An 18,592-nucleotide genomic window follows, 5' to 3' on the forward strand; every position below is an offset into this window, starting at 1 on the left:
GACCCCGACGACACCCACACGACGCTGCCCGAACAGCGTTCGTGTGGGTGCCATGGCCGTGATCACGGCGCACGTGGTGTGCGGCGGACTCGACGATCAGAGTCGATCGACGAGTTCCGACCGCGAGTGGATGTCCCACTTGGCGAAGATCCGCGCGATGTGCGCGTCGATCGTGCGGACGCTCCGACCGAGCTGCTCGGCGATCTGTCGGTTGCTCAGCCCCTGCCCGGCGAGCTCCGCGACCTCGTACTCGCGACGGGTCAACGGGGGGCCCTTCTGGCCGACGCGGATCATCACGCCCGCGGCCGCCAGGGTCGCACGTGCCTCGGCGATGACCCGCTCGTCCCCGCTCGCGAGCGCCGCTGCGTGGCCGACGATCGCCGGCGCGAGGGCACCCTCGACGTGCTCGGCGGCGGCGCGGAGCCGGGCCAGGGCGCCCCGGGTGTCGGCCCCCTGCGCGAACAGCAGCACGAACTGGACGTTGCGCGCGAGCATCGCCGGCATCCACGCGCCCGAGCGCTCCGACCGCTGCGCGATCGTCATGGCGTCCGCCATCGCGGCGGGTCGCCCGAGCACCGAGTCCGTGAACGTCAGGCTCAGCGGGATCTCCTCGCCCGTGATGCGCATCCCACGGAGCGGCGTCGCACGGGCGCGTTCCGCCGACACCACGGCCTCGCGCGTCCGCCCCGCGACGGCCTGCGCGAACGCGAGCTTCGCCCAGGCGTATCCGGCGAACCCGCCGTGGTCGAGCACTGCGAACCGCTCGCACGCGCCGGAGAACGCGGTGATCGCGTCGTCCCAGCGGCGCTCCGCGAGCGCCTGGTTGCCGGCGCCGAGGAGCTCGAGCGTGAAGTCGTACTTGAAAAACGGGCTCCACCGACGGTCGACCTGCACCGTCAGGCCGCTGACGTCGCCCGCCCAGAGCTGGACCTGGTGCAGCACCGAGTACAGCTCGCCGAGGCTCCACGGCGCGACCTCGATGTTCGCGGCGGCGACCTCGAGTGACGTCCGGCACAGCCGCAGGGCCTCGCCGATCCGGCCGGTCGTGGCGAGTGCCACCACGGCGCACGGTGCGATCGCCAGGAACCCGAACGGGATCACGGGCGCGTGCAGCACGCCGCTGCGCTCGACCTCGGCGAGCACCTCGGCGAACCGGCCGCCCCAGCCGAGATGCGTCAGCCGGAGGACCCGGAGACGCTCCCGGGACGCGTCGTCCACGAGCGTCGCGGCCTCCTCGACCAGGGCGACCGCGGCGTCGACGTCGTCGTCGTGGAACTGCCGGAGGTTCGCCAGGACCTCCACGGCCTCGACGAGCAGGTCCCCGGGCAGGGCGGTCGGGTCGGAGCGTGCGAGCAGCCAGGCACGTTCGGCGTCGTGGCGCGCGGCCTCACGCCCAACCCCGTAGGTGCGGGCCGTCGCGCGGAGGCACAGCGCGGCCACCGACACCGCCAACGTCGTGTCGTCGGCCGACAACGCTGAGGAGGCGAGCGCCGTCGCGCTCTCGTACTCCTGCAGCCGTACCGCCACCCCGGCGGCGTCGAGCAGCTGGTCGGCCGACGGCACGACGCCGCACTCGAGCGCCCACAACGCGGCACGGAGGCGCGCGGCCGGTGGGGCGTCCCCGCCGACCGGGTCAGCGCGGAACGCGTTCGCCCGCGCGAACAACCGGGCCCGACGTGCCACCGGGACGAGGGACCGGACGACCTCGCCGACGAGCGGGTGGGCGGGCCGGACCACCGGGGTGCCGTCCGCCGTCATGTCGGAGTCGACGGACACGAGACCGAGCGACGCGACGCGGTCGACATCGGCGTCGTCCACCAGGGCCAGCAGCCGCGACAACGGGATCGGGTCCGCCAACGCCACGATGTCCACGACGTCCCGGAGGGCCGGTTCGAGGCCCGCGAGTTCCGATCGGTACATGTCCGCCAGGCTGTTCGACGCGGTGATCCGCCCGGGCCAGTACCACCCTGACGCGGTCCGCTCGAGGGCGCCGGACGCCACCGCCGCGCGGACGACCTCGCGCAGGTGCAGGGGGTTGCCGCGGGTCGCGCGGTGCACCCGTTCCACGCTGGCGTGCTCGAGCGGGCCGGAGAGCGCCCGCTCGAGCAGCCGCTCGGTCTCGCGGAGGTCGAGCGGCGTCAGGTCGATGCGTTCGAGCAGGTCGTCCTGCCACAGGCGGCGCAGGGGCTCCTCGAGCCGGGTGAAGTCGCGGCAGGTCAGCACGAGCCGTGCGTGCGCGTGCCGGACGAGCCAGGCGACGTACCGCGCGGTGATCGGGTCGAGGTGGTCGGCGTCGTCGATGCGCAGGACGACGTCGCGATCGACGAGGTCCGCCGCGACGCGGAGGGTGTGCTCGGCCTCGAGCTCGTCGGTGAGCGCCGCGGCCGGCAGGTCCCCGAACCGGGCGATGGCGGCCGCGAACGGCTTGGCCGTCTCGTGCGGTGAGGCCGTGATCGGGATGACCCGGACGTCCCCGGTGCTGCGCTGCGCCACGCGGTCCGTGACGCGCGCGGCCACGACGCTCTTGCCGAGTCCCGCCGCGCCGACGATGGCGACACTCCAGCCGTCGTCGGCGAGCACGGTGACGGCGCGGTCCTCCTCGCGCCGGGGGACGAGTGGCCACGGCAGACGGGCACCGGGACGGGAAACCCGTCGGCGCGTGTCGTCCTCCGGCTCCACCACGGCCGTCGCTCCTCGCATGTCGGGACTTCGTCGTCCCCCATTGTCCTCGGTCCGGGGGACCCATGGCCAGGCCGCGGATGTCCCACAGTGGGGGACAATGGTCCGGTGAGCACCACCGAGCCGCCCCCAGACCGCGGGACCCCCGACGAACCGCGGACCGTCGACGCGTCCGTCCCCGCCCCGTCCGAAGTGGCGTCGCGTCGTGAGGTCTCGATCCGGCGTGCTCCGAAGTTCGGCGTGTTCATCGTCGGCGGCGGCCTACTCGGATTCGTCGTGACCTTCTTCGTCGTGCTCGCCACGCAGCACCTCGCCGACGGCGCGTCCGTCGCCACGACCGGCACGAGCCGCGGGTCCGACGTCGGGTTCTGGGGTCTCGTCGGGTACTTCTCGTTCTACGGTGTGACGGCGGGCGGCGTCATCGGCGCGATCGTCGCGATCGTGCTCGACCACCGGTTCTCGAAGCAGGCCCGACGGCTGACCGCCGAGCACCTCGGCATCACATCGCCGACCGAGACGGTCGACGGCGTCGTCGAGGACGACCGCGGGCGCTGAACCCGACCGCGGGCGCTGAGTGCGACCGCGGGCGCCGCGGGCGCCCTCCCTCCGGTCCGAGCACCACGCCTGGTCCGACGGGCCGGACACGCGTGACGGCCGGGAGGCGGGCCTCCCGGCCGTCACGCACGCGTGCGTCGGGCGTCAGCTGAGCTGGTTCGCCTCGACCCAGGCGAGGTACTCCGGCGTGACGGTGCCCGTCACGTACTCGCCCGTGAAACAGCTCATCTCGAGTTCGGTGACGTCCGAGCCCTCGATGATCGCCTGCTCCATGTCCGCGACCTCCTGGTAGATGAGGTGGTCGCTCCCGAGCACGGCGTTGATCTCCGGGATCCGGCGGCCGTGCGCGATGAGCTCCGCGCGGGTCGGCATGTTGATCCCGTAGACGTGCGGGTAGCGGACCGGCGGCGCGGCTGACGTGAACGTCACGTTGTTCGCCCCCGCCGCGCGGGCCATCTCGACGATCTCGCGACTCGTGGTGCCCCGGACGATCGAGTCGTCGACGATGAGGATGTTCTTGCCCTTGAACTCGCTCGACATCGCGTTGAGCTTCTGGCGCACCGATCGCTTGCGCTCCGCCTGCCCCGGCATGATGAACGTGCGGCCGACGTACCGGTTCTTGTAGAAGCCCTCGCGGTACTCGATGCCGAGCTTCCGCGCGACCTGCATCGCCGCGGGCCGTGACGAGTCCGGGATCGGCATGACGACGTCGATGTCGCCCGCCGGCGCGTACTTGGCGACGGTGTCCGCCAGGCGCTCGCCGAGGCGGAGCCGGGCCTCGTACACCGAGATGCCGTTCATGATCGAGTCCGGACGAGCCAGGTAGACGTACTCGAACGAGCAGGGGACCAGGCGCGGCTCGACGGCGCACTGGCGCGAGACCATCTGCCCGTCGACCGAGATGAACACGGCCTCGCCCGGGGCGACGTCGCGCACGATGTCGTACCCGCCGGACTCGAGCACGAGCGACTCGCTCGCCACGATCCACTCGCTCGACCCCGCGTCGTCGAACCGGTGCCCGAGGATGAGCGGCCGGATGCCGTAGGGGTCGCGGAAGGCCAGGACGCCCTGCCCGGCGATGAGCGCGATCGCGGCGTAGGAGCCCTCGACCCGCTCGTGCACGCGTGCGACGGCGTCGAACACCTGGTCGGGGTCGAGGTCGGTGCCGCGGACCTGGGCCTGCAGCTCGTGCGCCAGGACGTTGACGAGCAGCTCCGTGTCCGACGACGTGTTGAGGTGCCGGCGGTCGATGTCGAACAGTTCGCGCGTGAGCTCACGCGTGTTCGTCAGGTTCCCGTTGTGGACGAGCACGATGCCGTAGGGGGCGTTCACGTAGAAGGGCTGGGCCTCTTCCTCGTTGCTCGCGGCACCCTTCGTGGCGTACCGGACGTGGCCGAGGCCCATCGTGCCGAGGAGCGCGCGCATGTCGCGCGTGCGGAAGGCCTCGCGCACGTGTCCGCGGGTCTTGTGGGAGTGGAAGACGTGCCCCTCGGCGGTGGCGATGCCGGTCGAGTCCTGCCCGCGGTGCTGCAGGAGGAGGAGTGCGTCGTAGATGGATTGGTTGGCTGGTCCCTGGGAGACGAGACCGACGATGCCGCACATGCGCAGCGGACTCCAGACCGTAGAGTGGGGGGTACCGAACAAGTCTGCCACGCCCTCGGAGGATGAACGAATGGCGAATCCCTACGCCGAGGCCGGTGTGGACACGGCGGCGGGCGACCTCGCCGTCGAGCTCATGAAGACCGCGGTGGCGGCGACGCACTCCGCGTCCGTGCTCGGGGGCGTCGGTGGGTTCGCCGGGCTCTTCGACGTCTCGTTCCTGCGGGACTTCAGCCGTCCGCTGCTCGCGACCTCGACCGACGGCGTGGGCACCAAGGTGGCCATCGCGCAGGCGATCGACAAGCACGACACGATCGGCCAGGACCTCGTCGGCATGGTCGTCGACGACATCGTCGTGGTCGGCGCGCGGCCGCTGTTCATGACGGACTACATCGCCTGCGGCCGGGTCGTCCCCGGTCGCATCGCGGACATCGTCGCCGGGATCGCCCGCGGCTGCTCCGCCACGGGCACGTCGCTCGTCGGTGGCGAGACCGCGGAGCACCCCGGGCTGCTCGGTCCGGACGACTACGACGTCGCCGGTGCCGCCGTCGGCGTCGTCGAGGCCGATCTGGCACTCGGCCCGCAGCTCGTGCAGGACGGGGACGCCGTCATCGCGATCGCGTCGTCCGGCCTGCACTCGAACGGCTACTCCCTCGTCCGGCACGTCCTGGCCGCGCGGGGCGTCGGGTACACCGACCACTCGGACGACCTCGGCGGCACCGTGGGCGAGGTCCTGCTCGAGCCGACCCGGCTCTACACCGCGCCGCTGCTCGACCTGCTCGGCGACCCCGTGTTCGCCGGCACCGTGCACGCGCTGAGCCACGTCACGGGCGGGGGCATCGCTGCGAACCTCGCCCGGGTCCTGCCGCGCGGTGCCTGGGCCGAGGTCGACCGCACGACGTGGGCGCCCCTCCCGGTCTTCCGCGTGCTCGCCGACATGGGCGACATGGGCGTCGAGTCGACCGAGGGCACCTGGAACCTCGGCGTCGGGATGATCGCCGTCGTCGCGCGCTCCGCCGCCCCGCAGATCGTCGCCGCGCTCGGGGCCTCGGGGCTCGCCGCCTGGCAGGTCGGTGAGGTCTCGACCGCCGAGCACGACCTCGCCGGGTTCGAGCAGGGCGCCAAGGGCGTCGACGGGGGCGCGGTCCGCCTGGTCGGACGCTACGCGGACTGACGCGCTCGGGCCTCCACGCCACTGCGCGCTCGGGCCTGCACGTCGCTGCGCGATCGGGCCTGCACGCCGCTGCGCGCCCGGACGACACCTGCGCGCCCGGACGACGGCGCCCGTGTGTCCTCGACCCGCGCCCGTTGCGGCCGCGGGCCGACTGCGCGTGCGGGCGACAACGGCGCGATCAGGCGACGGCGCACTCGTCGTCGGGGCGCGCGGTCGCTGACCGGCGCACGAAGCCTGCGGACACAGCGAAGCGCCGCGCGGTCCTCCGCGCGGCGCTGCTCCCGACGATGCCGATCCCGATCCGGGACGACGCCCGGGCCGGACGACGAGGTCAGGCGGACCGATCGTGCTGGTCCTGCTCCTGCTCGACCTCGTCGTCATCGTCGGCGTACTGATCTGCCCACTTGTCGACGTAGTCGTCCGAGGACTCATGCCCTGCGGACAGCTCGCGTTCGAGCGCACCGTAATTCGTCTCGGGGCTGAAGTACTTCAGCTCCCGAGCGACCTTGGTGTGCTTCGCCTTCTGACGGCCGCGCCCCATGCGTGACCCCCTCGTGTGATCGGCCCGGCATCCGGCTCGGGCCCGTCTCTCCGGGTCGAACCCGGGCAGCCGAACGGTGCGTGGTTTCGAAATCTAGCGGTCACTTTACCATGTACCCCGATCCGCTCATGGTCGTCGGGGGGCGTCCACAGGAGAATCGAGGGGATGCACGCCACCCTGCCGACCGGACGCACGCGCGTGCTCGTCGTCGGTGCGGGTCAGGCCGGGCTCGCGGTCGCCTACCATCTCGGCCGGCTCGGGCTCCGGACCGCCGATCCGGCGTCCTCCGCGGGCACCGTCGGCCTGCACGAGGTGGTCGTCGTCGACCGGGCACCCGGGCCGGGAGGCGCGTGGCAGTTCCGGTGGGAAGCCCTGCGGCTCGGCGCGGCGCACCGGGTGCACGACCTGCCGGGCATGGGGGCCATGGGCCTGCACTTCGCCGACGCCGACCCGGAGCGTCCTGCCCGGGACGTCGTCGCGGAGTACTACGGCCGCTACGAAGCGCACCACGGGATCCACGTGGACCGCCCGGTGGAGGTGGTCCGTGTGGCCGACGGCGGCGCGGACGACGGCGGGGACCGCGGCGGCGGGGACCGCGGCGGCGGGGACCAGGTCGGCGGGGATCACGTCGGCGCGGACCGCGGGTGGGCGGGTGACCTCGTGGCGACCCTCCGAGCTGCTGACGGCACCTCGGGCGAACTCAGGACCGCCGTGCTCGTGAACGCCAGCGGCACGTGGGGCACGCCCTTCGTGCCGTGGTACCCGGGCCGCGACCGGTTCGCCGGTCGGCAGCTCGACACCACGGGCTACCGCAGCGCCGAGGAGTTCCGGGGCCAGGACGTGGTCGTGGTCGGCGGCGGCACGAGTGCGATCGGCTTCGTGCTCGAGCTCGACGGCGTGGCGGCCTCGGTCACGTGGTGCACCCGCCGTCCGGTCGACTGGCGGGACGAGTCGACGCTCGGCGTGGAGTCCGCCGTGGCCGCCGTGGCCGAGCAAGACGCAGCTGCCCGGGCGGGTTCGGTCCTGCCGAGCATCGTCCACGGGACGGCCGTGCCGGTGTCACCGCGGATCCGGAGTGGCCTGGATCGTGGCGTGCTCGTCCCGCGCCCGGTCCCCGAGCGCATCGAGCCCGACGGCGTGCGGCTCGCCGATGGGTCGTTCCACCACGCCGACGCGATCATCTGGGCCACGGGGTTCCGGCCGGACGTCCGGCACCTCGGTCCGCTCGGGCTGCGCACCCCGGCGGGCGGGATCGAGGTAACCGAGGGCGAGGCGATCCGCGACCCGAGGGTGTTCCTGGCGGGGTACGGGCCGCAGGCGTCGACGCTCGGGGCCGATCGTGCGGGGCGGTCCATCGCGCGGCGCGTGCTCGCCCGGCTCGAGCGCGGGGCGTCCTGAGCCGGAGACACGGCACCAGCACCGGCACCGTCAGCGGCGTCAGTCCTGCCCGCGCCCGGTCTCCTGCTGCAGCCGGTCGATGTTCTCGGACGCCTCGGCCTTGGTCAGGTCGGCGGGGAGTTCCTCACCGGCCTCACGCGCGAGCGTGTCCAGGTAGCTGCGCTGCGGGCCGGTCATCGGCTCGTCACCGGTGACCCAGTCCGACGGGTCCTTGCTCGCGGTGGTCGAGGGGTCGGGGCGGGGGCCGCCGAGGGTCTCGCCGGCGTGGTCGTCTGCGTTGCTCATGCCCGGGAGGCTACGCCGCACCCCCGACACGCACCTCGACGGCCGGGACCGAGCGGGGTACGCCTACGCGGCGACGGCCTCGGTGACGTACCGGACCAGGTCGGGCCCGACGCCGGAGACCGCCACGGGCACCGGACCCCGGTGGCCGCGGTCGACCCACATGGTGTTCGCGGGGGCGTCGAGGCGGACGATCTCGGCCCGCTCGCCCTGCTCGACCCAGAAGGCACGGACACGGACCGACCCGGGTGCGGGCGCGGGCGGCAGACCCGCGCGGTCGCCAGCGTGGTCGGGGTAGACCCCGGGCGCGAGCACGGGCAACACGGGCGTGGTGAGCACCGCGACGGCCGATGCACCGTCCTCGGTCCGGGCGTCGTCGCGCACCTCGACGACGCGGACGACCTCGTCCCGCGGCAGGGGAGCGTCGAGCCGGAGGTCCCCGGGCGACCCGGCCAACGCGCGGAACGCGGGCCGACCGTCGGGGCCGACGTGACCCTCCCGGTCGTCGATGCGGACGCGACCGCGCGTGCGGGTGTCCGCGAAGAGCCCGGGGCGCAGTCCGGCACCGTGCGCTTCGGAGAGGGGCACGATCACCAGGTCCGGCCGGTACCAGTCGCGGAGCGTCGCGGGGTCGACCCAGCCGACGGTCGGTGTGCCGCGGACGAGTTCGGCGCCGTCCTCGGCGTGTTCGTCGAGCGCGCCCGTGGGCCAGGGGCCGCGGACGGCGACCATGCCGTCGTGGCGCCCGTCAGCGGCCGAGGACGGCACGTCCGTCAGCACCTCGACCCGCTTGGAGACCTTGCCGCCGTGGCTGTCGAGCGTCGCGTAGGTCCGGAGCGCCTCCGGCGCGCTCGTGGTCCAGTCGGTCATGGTCGGCCATCCTACGTCCGGGTCCGGGTCCGGGTCGGACCCGGTCAGTCGTGCGAAGCGGGGGTGCGGCCGTGCGCGGCGGGGACGAGCGCGGGCAGCTCGCCGCAGTCGCCCGCCGGGTCCACGCCCTCGGCGGGGCCCGCCGGTCGCGTCGCACGGCGGACGTGCACGCTGTTCCGCTGGTCCGAGCGGAGCAGCCGGTCGGTCCGGAGGAGGTCCTCGGTGCCGCGGTTCGTCTGCTCGGCGCCGCGGTGCACCTGCGGCCGGATCGGCTCGCCGCGTCGCTCCTGGCCGGGCAGCGGCCGCGAGCGGCGGCCGTACAGCAGCTCCGAGGAGTCGAGCAGCCACGGGACGAGGGCGACCGTGACGCCGTGCACGAGGAGCAACTTCTTGCGGATCCGGCGCCCGCGGTGGTTGTGGAGCAGGGCCTCCCACCAGTGTCCGACGACGAAGACGGGCGTGTAGACGGTCACGACCTCGGCGCCGTGCTCCTGCCGGTGCGCCTTGATGTGCTTGATGAGCGGCATCGAGATGTCGCGGTACGGGCTCGGCACGATGGTGAGCGGGCACGTGATGCCGTAGTCGCGCCACTGCTGCTGCAGGGTCGCGGCGTCGGCCTCGTCGATGGCGACGTGCACGGCCTCGAACGACGCGTGCTTGGCCGCGATCGCGTAGTCGAGGGCCTTGATCACCGGCTTCTGCAGCTTGTTGACGAGGACGATCGCGTGGTCGCCCGTGGCGCCGAACCGGGTCTCGTCGTCGGCGGCGATCTCGTGCGAGACGTCGCGGTAGTACCGGTTCACGCCGAGCATGAGCAGGAACAGCACCGGCATGATGACGAACACGAGCCAGGCGCCGTGCGTGAACTTCGTGATGGTGACGACGACGAGCACCACGAAGGTGAACGACGCGCCCGTGGCGTTGATCGACAGGCTGCGCCAGATCTGCCCGCGGTTCGGCGGGTGCGTCGCGAGCAGCCGGAGCCAGTGCCGGACCATGCCCGTCTGCCCGCACGTGAACGACACGAACACGCCGATGATGTACAGCTGGATGAGCGCCGTGACGTTCGCCCGGTAGACGATGAGGAGTGCCGCGGCGACGAGCGCCAGGACGATCACGCCGTTCGAGTAGATGAGCCGGTCGCCCCGGGTCGACAGGGCCTTCGGGGCGTACGAGTCGCGGGCGAGGATCGACCCGAGCAGCGGGAACCCGTTGAACGCGGTGTTCGCCGCCAGGAGCAGCACGGCCGCGGTGGTCGCCTGGATCACGAAGAACAGGACACTGCCCCCACCGAACGTCGCCGCGGCGATCTGCGCGATGAGGGACCGCTGGGGCGTCGTCGTGCAGTGCGCGAAGCCCCGGAGGTCGCACGCGCTCTCGGCGTAGTGCACGTGCGCGATGAGCGAGAGCGCGACGAGGCCGACGAACAGGACGATCGCGATGCCGCCCATGAACACGAGCGTCGTCTGGGCGTTGCGGATCTTCGGGCGGCGGAACGCCTGCACCCCGTTGGCGATGGCCTCGACGCCGGTGAGGGCGGAGCACCCCGACGCGAACGAGCGGAGGAGCAGCAGCACGAACGCGGCGCGCGTGACGTTCTCGGTGTTCGCGATCGTGTACCCGGCGCTCTCGGCGACCGGGGCGTGCCCCAGGGCCGTGCGGACCAGGCCCGTGACGACCATGACGAACACACTCGCCACGAACAGGTAGGTCGGGATCGCGAACGCCTTGCTCGACTCGCGCACCCCGCGCAGGTTCACGGCGGCGAGCAGGACGACGAACACGAGCGCGAGCTCGACGCGGAACTCGTCGAGCATCGGCAGCGCCGAGATGATGTTGTCCACGCCCGAGGCGACCGACACGGCGACGGTCATCACGTAGTCGACGAGCAGGGCGGAGGCCACGACGAGCCCGGCCTTCTCGCCGAGGTTCCGGTGCGCGACCTCGTAGTCCCCGCCGCCCGACGGGTACGCCTTGATGAGCTGTCGGTAGGACGCCACGACGACGACGAGCAGGAGCACGACCAGGGCCGCGACCCACGGCGCGAAGGTCAGGAACGACATCCCGCCGAGCAGCAGGATCATCAGGAGCTCCTGCGGCGCGTAGGCGACGCTCGACAGCGGGTCACTCGCGAAGATCGGGAGCGCGAGGTGCTTCGGGAGGAGCTGACCCTCGAGCTGCTGCGAGGGCAGTGGATCCCCGATCAACCGGGCCTTGAGCGACCGGATCTCGTTCGTCACGAGGGGACAACCTACTCAGGATGGAGGGGCTGTCAACACGGCACCCGTCCCCGTTGTTCCCGATCAGTCCCGGAGTGTCGACCGGATCCCGTCGAGTCCTCGCCGGAGGGCGGCGACGACCTCGGGCGTGAGCGTGCCCCGGGTCGAGCGTCGGCGGGCCTCGGCCCGGACCTCCTGCCGGAACGTCGCGAGGAGCAGTTCGACCTCGCGGAGGGACCGGGCGCCCTCGTTCGGCGTCGAGGTCGGCGCCCCCGCCGGGTGGGGACCCGACCGGTGCGGGCCGGCCGGTCGAGCGGACGCGGCGAGGTCGGCGCGGAGCGACCGCATCGCCTCGCCGACCGAGGCGCGCACGCCGTCCGCGAGGGAGCGCACCGAGTCGGTGACGCCGGACTCGAGGTCCGCGACCTCGTCCTGGCGCGCGGCCAACTCGTCGCGGCCGGCCTCGGTGATCGCGTAGACGGTCTTGCGGCCGTCGGCCTCGCTGGTCACGAGGCCGTCCTCCTGCAGCTTGCCGAGACGGGGGTACACGGTGCCGGCGCTCGGGACGTACACGCCGCCGAACCGGGTGCCGAGCGCCTGGATGAGTTCGTAGCCGTGCATCGGGCGCTCCGCGAGCAGCACGAGCAGATACAGGCGGAGCTGTCCGTGGGCGAACACCGGGCTCATGCGCCGAGCCCCTCGGTGCCGTCCGTCGTCCACGTGCCGTCGGTGTCGTCCGTGGCCGTCGCGCCCGCCGTCGGGCTCGCGGCGCTCGGCTCCGGGTCCGCGTGGAACAGCGCGAACCGGCCGGACACCGTGGCCACGCGCACGTCGGCCCAGCGCCCCTCGAGCGTGCCGGACCGGCGGGTGTACGGGCCGTGCACACCCCGCACCTGGTCGTCGTCGAACTGGAGGCGTCCGGTCGCCGTGGTCACGGAGCACGCGTACCCCACGCCGTCCGCGAGCCGGAGGCTCACCGCGCCCGAGACCGTGCTGACCCGGACGCCGTCCGGGACCCCCTGCAGGTCGAGCAGGACGTCGGCCGAGATGCCGTCCGCCGTGAGCCGGGTGACCGCGCCGGTCGCGGCGACGTCGCCGGAGACCGTCCGCACGGCGAGGGCGCCCGCGTGCTCGCGGACGGTCACGGTGCCCGAGACGCTGTTGACCTGGAGGTCGCCGCTCACCCGGTCGACGACGAGGTCGCCGGACACCGCGTGGAGCGCCGCGTCGTGCGTCAGCCCCGAGACGAGTGCGCCGGCCGAGACGACCCCGAGCGTCAGTGCCGCCTGCCGCGGGACGAGGATGCTGACGTCCGCGGACTCCTGACCGCGGAAGGCCCGGAGGAAGCCGAGCGGGTCGTCCCAGCGGACCTGGGCGTGGTCCACGGTGAGCACGCCCGCGTCCATCTCGACCCGCAGCGGCCGCCCCGAGACGGCGTGGACCTCGACCCGCGCCGTGGGTTCGTCGTGCGCGACGACGTCGACCTGACCCCCGACGAGGCCGACCTTGAGCTGCCGGACCACCCCGGTGTCGATGACCTTCGGCTCGTCCACGAGCCACTTCTCCTGCGCCATGGTGCACTCCGATCTCGCGATGTATCGCGTTGTCGTGCCGGCAACCGTACGCCCGTGGGACGGGGCGATCAAGGGTCATCCGTCCGGCGGATGCCGAGCGAGCCGCCCTCGCCGATCCTGGAGGCATGGAAGCACCGGTCCTGCCCCGTCGCGTCGTCGTCCCCCCGCGATCCGGCGCGCTCCCGCGTCCCGCCGGGGTCGTCGTCGCGCTCGCCGGAGCCCTGCTCGTCGGGATGCTCACGAGCATCGGCCAGAGCGGGTCGGCGTTCGTCGCCACGTTGTCGAACGCAGCCGGCCCGTGGTTCGTCGCCGCGGTCCTCCTGGTGCTCGTGGTCCGACCCGGCGCGCGTTGGGCGGCGGCGCTCGGGGTCGTGTGTCTCGAACTCATGCACGTCGGCTACTGGGCCGCGACCGTGCTCGCCGGTCGACCCGACGCGCTGTCCCCGTTCGGGACATGGGAACTCCTCGGGGTCCCCGCGGGCGTCCTCGCCGGACTCGTCGCCGTCGGCGTCGTGTCCCCTGACGGCCGGGTCCGCGGTGCGGCGGCCGGCGTGGTCGGCGCCGTCCTCGTGGGTGAGGGGATCCGGGGACTCCTGGTCGTCGCGGCGACGACGAGCAGTACGGCCTGGACCTCCGAGGTCGTCGGCGGCGTCCTCTGCGTCGTCGCCGCGGTCGTCGCCGGTCGCAGCCCGATCGGCCGCGTCGTCGCGCTCGGGACGGGCGTGGTCGGGGCCGCCGGCGTGCTCGGCGCGCTCCTCGTGGTCTGACCGGCGGTCGACCCGCGGGGCACGTCCGGCCGGGCGCGGTGTCAGGCCCCGCTGGGAGGATCGACCGGTGCACCTCCTCTCGGTCCTCAGCCTGCGCAACCGCGCCCTCATCGCGCTGGTCACCATCGTCGTCGCGATCTTCGGTGGGGTCGCCCTCACGAGCCTCAAGCAGGAGCTGATCCCGAGCGTCGAGTTCCCCCAGGTCGCGATCGTCAGCACCTACCCCGGCGCGACGCCGGAGGTCGTGTCGAACGACGTGTCGACCAAGATCGAGCAGGGGATCCAGGCCGTCCCCGACCTCAAGGACACCACCGCGACGTCGTCGACGAGCCAGAGCGTCGTGTCGGCCGAGTTCCAGTACGGGTCGAACCTCGCCAGCGCCGAGGACAAGATCCAGACGGTCGTCAACGCCCTCGACCTGCCCGACAGCGTCCAGACCCAGATCGTCACGGGGTCGTTCGACGACATCCCGGTCCTCCAGCTCGCGGTCTCCGAACCCGGCACGAGCGAGGAGACCCTGGTCGGGCGGTTGAACAAGACCGCGGTGCCGGACCTCGAGAAGCTCGACGGGGTGCGTGAGGCCGACGTCTACGGCAACCCCGGACGCCGCATCGTCATCACGCCGAACCAGACGGAACTCGCCGAGCGCGGCGTCGCCCAGACCGCGATCAGTGACGCCCTCGACGACAACGGCACGCTCGTCCCGGGCGGCACGATCACCGAGCACGGCCGGACCCTGTCGGTGCAGACCGGGTCGAGCCTCGGGTCGGTCGGTGACATCCGCGACCTCCCGTTGGCCGGCGCCCGCGTCGCGACCACGATCGGCGACGTCGCCGAGGTGAGGCTCGTCGAGTCCCCGCGCACGTCGATCAGCCGGGTGAACGGCAAGCCCGCGCTCACCATCGCCATCACGAAGACGCAAGAGGCCAACACCGTCGACGTCTCCCGCACCGTGCAGGACGCGCTCCCCGGCATCGAGGCGAAGGTCGACGGCTCGCCGCGGTTCACCGTCGTGTTCGACCAGGCGCCCTACATCGAGCAGTCCATCGACTCGCTGGCGGAGGAGGGCCTGCTCGGACTCGGGTTCGCGGTCGTCGTGATCCTCGTGTTCCTGCTGTCGTGGCGCTCGACCCTGGTCACCGCGATCTCGATCCCGACGAGCGTGCTGCTCACCGCGATCGGCATGGAGGCCGCCGGGTACACGCTCAACATCATCACCCTCGCCGGCCTGACGATCGCGATCGGCCGCGTGGTCGACGACTCGATCGTCGTCATCGAGAACATCAAGCGGCACATGCAACCGGGCGTCGACCGGCTGCGCGCGGTGCTCGACGGCGTCCGCGAGGTCGCCGGTGCCGTGACCGCGTCGACACTGACCACGGTCGTGGTGTTCCTGCCGGTCGCGTTCGTGCAGGAGCTCGTCGGCGAGCTGTTCCGGCCGTTCGCGCTCACCGTGTCGATCGCGCTCGCCGCGTCGCTGCTCGTCGCGCTGACGATCGTGCCGGTGCTCGCGTACTGGTGGCTCCGGCCCGGACGGGGATCCGGGCAGTACCAGTCCGCGACCGCCGACACGGCCCCGGTCGACCCCGTCGGAGCACGGCGCGCGGCGCCCGCCGAACTGGTGGCGGCCGAGTCCCGGTTCGCCGCGGGGGCCTCGTCCGTCGGCACGACGCTCGGCAGCGCCGCGGACCTGCACGACGCCGGGCACCGCGACCGCCTGCGCCGGGGCTACCTGCCCGTGCTCGACTGGGTGCTGCGGTTCCCGGCGCTCGTCCTCGTCCTCGCCGTGCTCGTCCTCGGTGGCACCGCGGCTGCGCTCCCGTTCGTCAAGACCAACTACCTCGGCGACTCCGGGCAGAACACCTTCACGGTGAGCCAGTCGCTCGCACCGGCCACGAGCCTCGCGGAGCAGTCCCGCTCGGCGCGCCGGGTGGAGCGCGCGCTGCGTGACGTGGACGGCGTCGACACCGTCCAGGTGACGATCGGCTCGAGCGGCAACTCGATCCAGGCCGCCTTCGGCGGTGGGGGGAGCGCGTCGATCACGTACTCCGTCACCACGGACGACAGCGCGGACCAGACGGCCCTGCAGTCCCGGGCGCGGGCCCGGCTCCGGGCGCTCTCCGGCGTCGGGACGGTCTCGCTCGCCTCGACCTCGGGCTTCGGGTCGACGTCGGACATCGACGTCGACGTGACCGCCCCGACGCAGGCGCGGCTCCGGTCGGCGGCCGAGCAGGTGCTCCACGCCATGCAGGACGTGCCGAACACCACGGGTGCGTCGAGCAACCTGTCCGCCGCGCAGCCCTACCTGGCCGTCCGTGTCGACCGCGCGAAGGCGGCCGCGGCGGGCCTCACCGAGACCCAGGTCGGCGGGATCGTCGCGGCATCGGTGTCGCCGCAGGACAAGGGGACGGTCGAGTTCGGCGACCAGACGCTCGACGTGTACATCGAGAACCCGCACCCGCCGACCAGCGCGCAGGCCCTGCGCGACCTGTCGATCCCGACTGCCGCAGGTGCCGTGCGGCTGTCGTCCGTCGCCACGGTCGACCAGTCGAACGGTCCGACCACGGTCACGACCTCGAACGCGGTGCGCACGGCGACGATCACGGTCACGCCGTCGGCGACGAACCTCGGCGCCGCGACGCAGTCCGTGACCGACGCCGTGGACGGCCTCCACCTGTCGAAGGGCGCTGAGGCCTCGATCGGCGGTGTCGCCTCGAGCCAGTCGTCGGCGTTCCGACAGCTCCTCCTCGCCGCGCTCATCGCGATCCTCATCGTCTACGTCGTGATGGTGGCGACCTTCCGCAGCCTGCTCCAGCCGCTCCTCCTGCTGGTGTCGATCCCGTTCGCGGCGACCGGCGCGATCCTGCTGCAGGTGGCGTCGGGGATCCCGATCGGCGTCGCGTCGCTCATCGGCGTGCTCATGCTCGTCGGCATCGTCGTGACGAACGCGATCGTGCTCATCGACCTCGTCAACCAGTACCGGCGACGGGGGTTGCGCGTCCGGGAGGCGCTCGTGGAGGGCGCGGCCCGACGTCTCCGGCCGATCCTGATGACGGCACTCGCCACGATCTTCGCGCTCGTGCCGATGGCGGTGGGCATCACCGGACACAACGGGTTCATCTCGCAGCCGCTCGCGCTCGTCGTGATCGGAGGCCTCGTGTCGTCGACGCTCCTGACCCTCGTGGTCCTCCCGGCGCTCTACTACGTGGTCGAGCGTCGGCGGGAACGGTTCACGGACGTGCGGACGAGCGTGCCCGTGTCGGTCCCCGGTGCGCGGGAGGCCCACCACCCGCGGCACTGACCCCCGATCGAGCGGCACCCGCTCTCGGGACTGTCACAGGGTGCTCCCACCGCCGACACTGGTGGTCGTGACCATCCGCGACGTCCCGAGAGCCCAGCGCGCGACCACCGAGTGGTCCGGGATGACGTACATCCACACCGGTGCGGAGCTGCTGCTCGGCATCTCGTTCATCGTCACCGTGGTGTTCGCCGCGCTCGGTGTGGTCGAGCACCACCGCTCGATCGTCGCGGAGGTCGCGGCGATCGCGTTCATCTGCTCCCTCGCCGCCGTGCTCCTCGACTGGGTCACCGCGACCGACGAGGACCCGCGCGGCTGGGACTGACACCTTCCCACGGAAGCGGCCCCGCTCCTCCCGGGAGGAGCGGGGTCGTCGTCATGTCCCTGTCGGGCGTCAGCCGAGTCGGCGACGGAAGTACGCGACGACCCGTTCGCTCATCGCGCGGTCGAGCTGCGCGATCGAGTGCGCGGTGCCGCGGACCTCGACGAGGGTCACGGGGACGCCGTGCCGTCGCAGGGCGCGCGCCAGGTGCTGCGACTCCCACAGCGGGATGAACTCGTGGGTGCTGTGCCCGATGAAGAAGGGCGGGGTCTGCGCGGTCACGTCGTCGACGGGGGAGGCCCGCCGCGCCGCCGGACAGTCGGCGTAGCGGGTGCATCCCAGGTAGAGCAGCTGTTTCCGAGCGAACGACGGCGTCACGCCGCCGGCGCCCGTGGAGGCCGCCGTCAGGTCCGAGGGCCCGCTCAGCTCCGCGACGGCCCGGATCCGGTCCCCGTTCGCGTACGCGGTCGACGCGTGATCCTGCACCGCGAGCATCGCGGCGAGGTTCCCGCCGGCGCTCCCGCCGAACACCCCCACGCGTTCCCGGTCGACGCGGAACCGGGTGAGCGTCGTCGTGCGGAACACCCAGTCGAGGGCGCGCCGGACGTCGTCGAGTCCGGCGGGGAACGGGTCCGTCGGCGCCAGGCGGTAGTCGACGTCGAACACCACGAAGCCCTGGGACGCGAAGTACTCGCACACCGCGTGGTAGGCCGCGGTCGCCTTGTCACCGTGTGACCAGCTGCCGCCGTGGATCATCATGACGGCAGGGCGGTCGGTGGTGCCCTGTCCCGCCTGCGCGCCGACCCCGCCACCCGGCAGGGGAGCAGCGGTCGCGGTCGCCGCGGCGGCCGCGTGCCCGGCGGGCAGGCAGACGTCGAGGCGCTGCAGCCGGTCCTCGCCGTACGCGACGTCGGACACGGTCCGGACGTCCGGGTACCGCAGCGACAGCGGGTAGATCACCGGTCCCGCGTCGACCGTGGCGTTCGTGTCGCCGGTGGGGCCCTGGACGCATCCGGTGAGCACGAGCACGAGCGCGAGCACGACCGTGGTGAGGGCCGGGAGCCGTCGGTGGTCCCCGACGCGTGCGACACCGCGGGCGTGACGGCGCTGACGGACGGGAGACGGCATCGCGCCCAACCTATCGGGAGCATCCGTGCGGGGCTGGCGTCCCTCCGGGTTCGCGACTAATGTAGGTAGGTCAGCTCTCGACAGCGCGGCATGTGGCCGCGACGGGTGTGTGTGTCTCGAGGGCTGGAGTCACGTCGATCACGACGGGACGGACCCCCTCCCCGCACTTCGATCCGGCCGACGGCG

General features: G+C 72.8%; 15 protein-coding genes. 6 read left to right on the forward strand and 9 right to left on the reverse strand.

Going from position 1 to position 18,592, the window contains the following annotated elements; all coding sequences use genetic code 11:
* Positions 1-96 precede the first annotated feature (96 nt).
* Positions 97-2,700, reverse strand: a complete 2,604-nt coding sequence (locus DEI92_RS03405) for a LuxR C-terminal-related transcriptional regulator (RefSeq protein WP_111012318.1) — start codon at positions 2,698-2,700, stop codon at positions 97-99.
* A gap of 87 nt (positions 2,701-2,787) precedes the next feature.
* Here DEI92_RS03405 and DEI92_RS03410 point away from each other — a divergent pair, with 87 nt between their 5' ends.
* Positions 2,788-3,234: a hypothetical protein gene (locus tag DEI92_RS03410; protein ID WP_111012319.1), complete on the forward strand. Its 447-nt coding sequence runs from the start codon at positions 2,788-2,790 to the stop codon at positions 3,232-3,234.
* 144 nt (positions 3,235-3,378) lie between these two features.
* Here DEI92_RS03410 and purF read toward each other — a convergent pair whose 3' ends face one another.
* A complete protein-coding gene (purF, locus tag DEI92_RS03415) occupies positions 3,379-4,836 on the reverse strand; it encodes an amidophosphoribosyltransferase (protein WP_111011545.1) in 1,458 nt (485 codons plus the stop codon).
* Between the two features lie 70 nt (positions 4,837-4,906).
* Here purF and purM point away from each other — a divergent pair, with 70 nt between their 5' ends.
* On the forward strand, positions 4,907-6,007 hold the full coding sequence (purM, locus tag DEI92_RS03420) for a phosphoribosylformylglycinamidine cyclo-ligase (protein WP_111012320.1): 1,101 nt from the start codon (positions 4,907-4,909) through the stop codon (positions 6,005-6,007).
* A gap of 331 nt (positions 6,008-6,338) precedes the next feature.
* Here purM and DEI92_RS03425 read toward each other — a convergent pair whose 3' ends face one another.
* On the reverse strand, positions 6,339-6,548 hold the full coding sequence (locus DEI92_RS03425) for a DUF3073 domain-containing protein (RefSeq protein WP_111011543.1): 210 nt from the start codon (positions 6,546-6,548) through the stop codon (positions 6,339-6,341).
* A 165-nt stretch (positions 6,549-6,713) separates the two neighbouring features.
* On the opposite strand from DEI92_RS03425, the gene DEI92_RS03430 reads away from it, so the two are divergent.
* A complete protein-coding gene (locus tag DEI92_RS03430) occupies positions 6,714-7,946 on the forward strand; it encodes an NAD(P)/FAD-dependent oxidoreductase (protein ID WP_111012321.1) in 1,233 nt (410 codons plus the stop codon).
* A 39-nt stretch (positions 7,947-7,985) separates the two neighbouring features.
* Here the strand turns inward: DEI92_RS03430 and DEI92_RS03435 are convergent, their stop codons facing one another.
* The 5 genes from DEI92_RS03435 to DEI92_RS03455 all read right to left on the reverse strand — a co-directional run bounded on the left by DEI92_RS03435 (position 7,986) and on the right by DEI92_RS03455 (position 12,891).
* Positions 7,986-8,231 (reverse strand): DUF3072 domain-containing protein, encoded by a 246-nt coding sequence (locus DEI92_RS03435; protein WP_111010194.1) that lies wholly within the window; start codon positions 8,229-8,231, stop codon positions 7,986-7,988.
* 63 nt (positions 8,232-8,294) lie between these two features.
* A complete protein-coding gene (locus DEI92_RS03440; protein ID WP_111012322.1) occupies positions 8,295-9,098 on the reverse strand; it encodes a hypothetical protein in 804 nt (267 codons plus the stop codon).
* 44 nt (positions 9,099-9,142) lie between these two features.
* Positions 9,143-11,338, reverse strand: coding sequence for an APC family permease (locus DEI92_RS03445; RefSeq protein WP_258370033.1), 2,196 nt, complete (start codon positions 11,336-11,338; stop codon positions 9,143-9,145).
* Positions 11,339-11,401: 63 nt separating this feature from the next.
* Positions 11,402-12,004: a PadR family transcriptional regulator gene (locus DEI92_RS03450; protein ID WP_111012323.1), complete on the reverse strand. Its 603-nt coding sequence runs from the start codon at positions 12,002-12,004 to the stop codon at positions 11,402-11,404.
* Entirely contained in the window at positions 12,001-12,891 is an 891-nt protein-coding gene (locus DEI92_RS03455) for a DUF4097 family beta strand repeat-containing protein (RefSeq protein WP_111012324.1), read from the reverse strand. The genes DEI92_RS03450 and DEI92_RS03455 overlap by 4 nt, the downstream gene beginning before the upstream one ends.
* Before the next feature lie 125 nt (positions 12,892-13,016).
* On the opposite strand from DEI92_RS03455, the gene DEI92_RS03460 reads away from it, so the two are divergent.
* The 3 genes from DEI92_RS03460 to DEI92_RS03470 all read left to right on the forward strand — a co-directional run bounded on the left by DEI92_RS03460 (position 13,017) and on the right by DEI92_RS03470 (position 17,281).
* Entirely contained in the window at positions 13,017-13,658 is a 642-nt protein-coding gene (locus DEI92_RS03460; RefSeq protein ID WP_111012325.1) for a DUF6518 family protein, read from the forward strand.
* Positions 13,659-13,725: 67 nt separating this feature from the next.
* Positions 13,726-16,959, forward strand: a complete 3,234-nt coding sequence (locus DEI92_RS03465) for an efflux RND transporter permease subunit (protein WP_111012326.1) — start codon at positions 13,726-13,728, stop codon at positions 16,957-16,959.
* Between the two features lie 67 nt (positions 16,960-17,026).
* Positions 17,027-17,281: a hypothetical protein gene (locus DEI92_RS03470; protein WP_146242790.1), complete on the forward strand. Its 255-nt coding sequence runs from the start codon at positions 17,027-17,029 to the stop codon at positions 17,279-17,281.
* A gap of 69 nt (positions 17,282-17,350) precedes the next feature.
* On the opposite strand, the gene DEI92_RS03475 is transcribed toward DEI92_RS03470, so the two are convergent.
* A complete protein-coding gene (locus DEI92_RS03475; RefSeq protein ID WP_111012327.1) occupies positions 17,351-18,406 on the reverse strand; it encodes an alpha/beta hydrolase in 1,056 nt (351 codons plus the stop codon).
* Positions 18,407-18,592 lie beyond the last annotated feature (186 nt).

The sequence above is a fragment of the Curtobacterium sp. MCBD17_034 genome (assembly GCF_003234515.1).
GTDB lineage: Bacteria > Actinomycetota > Actinomycetes > Actinomycetales > Microbacteriaceae > Curtobacterium.

Bases quoted from the DNA above. Each gene is read 5' to 3' on its own strand.
- purF (WP_111011545.1), bottom strand. From the start codon at position 4,836: ATGTGCGGCATCGTCGGTCTCGTCTCCCAGGGACCAGCCAACCAATCC.
- DEI92_RS03435 (WP_111010194.1), bottom strand. From the start codon at position 8,231: ATGAGCAACGCAGACGACCACGCCGGCGAGACCCTCGGCGGCCCCCGC.
- DEI92_RS03475 (WP_111012327.1), bottom strand. From the start codon at position 18,406: ATGCCGTCTCCCGTCCGTCAGCGCCGTCACGCCCGCGGTGTCGCACGC.
- purM (WP_111012320.1), top strand. From the start codon at position 4,907: ATGGCGAATCCCTACGCCGAGGCCGGTGTGGACACGGCGGCGGGCGAC.
- DEI92_RS03405 (WP_111012318.1), bottom strand. From the start codon at position 2,700: ATGCGAGGAGCGACGGCCGTGGTGGAGCCGGAGGACGACACGCGCCGA.
- DEI92_RS03425 (WP_111011543.1), bottom strand. From the start codon at position 6,548: ATGGGGCGCGGCCGTCAGAAGGCGAAGCACACCAAGGTCGCTCGGGAG.
- DEI92_RS03430 (WP_111012321.1), top strand. From the start codon at position 6,714: ATGCACGCCACCCTGCCGACCGGACGCACGCGCGTGCTCGTCGTCGGT.
- DEI92_RS03450 (WP_111012323.1), bottom strand. From the start codon at position 12,004: ATGAGCCCGGTGTTCGCCCACGGACAGCTCCGCCTGTATCTGCTCGTG.
- DEI92_RS03455 (WP_111012324.1), bottom strand. From the start codon at position 12,891: ATGGCGCAGGAGAAGTGGCTCGTGGACGAGCCGAAGGTCATCGACACC.
- DEI92_RS03460 (WP_111012325.1), top strand. From the start codon at position 13,017: ATGGAAGCACCGGTCCTGCCCCGTCGCGTCGTCGTCCCCCCGCGATCC.
- DEI92_RS03440 (WP_111012322.1), bottom strand. From the start codon at position 9,098: ATGACCGACTGGACCACGAGCGCGCCGGAGGCGCTCCGGACCTACGCG.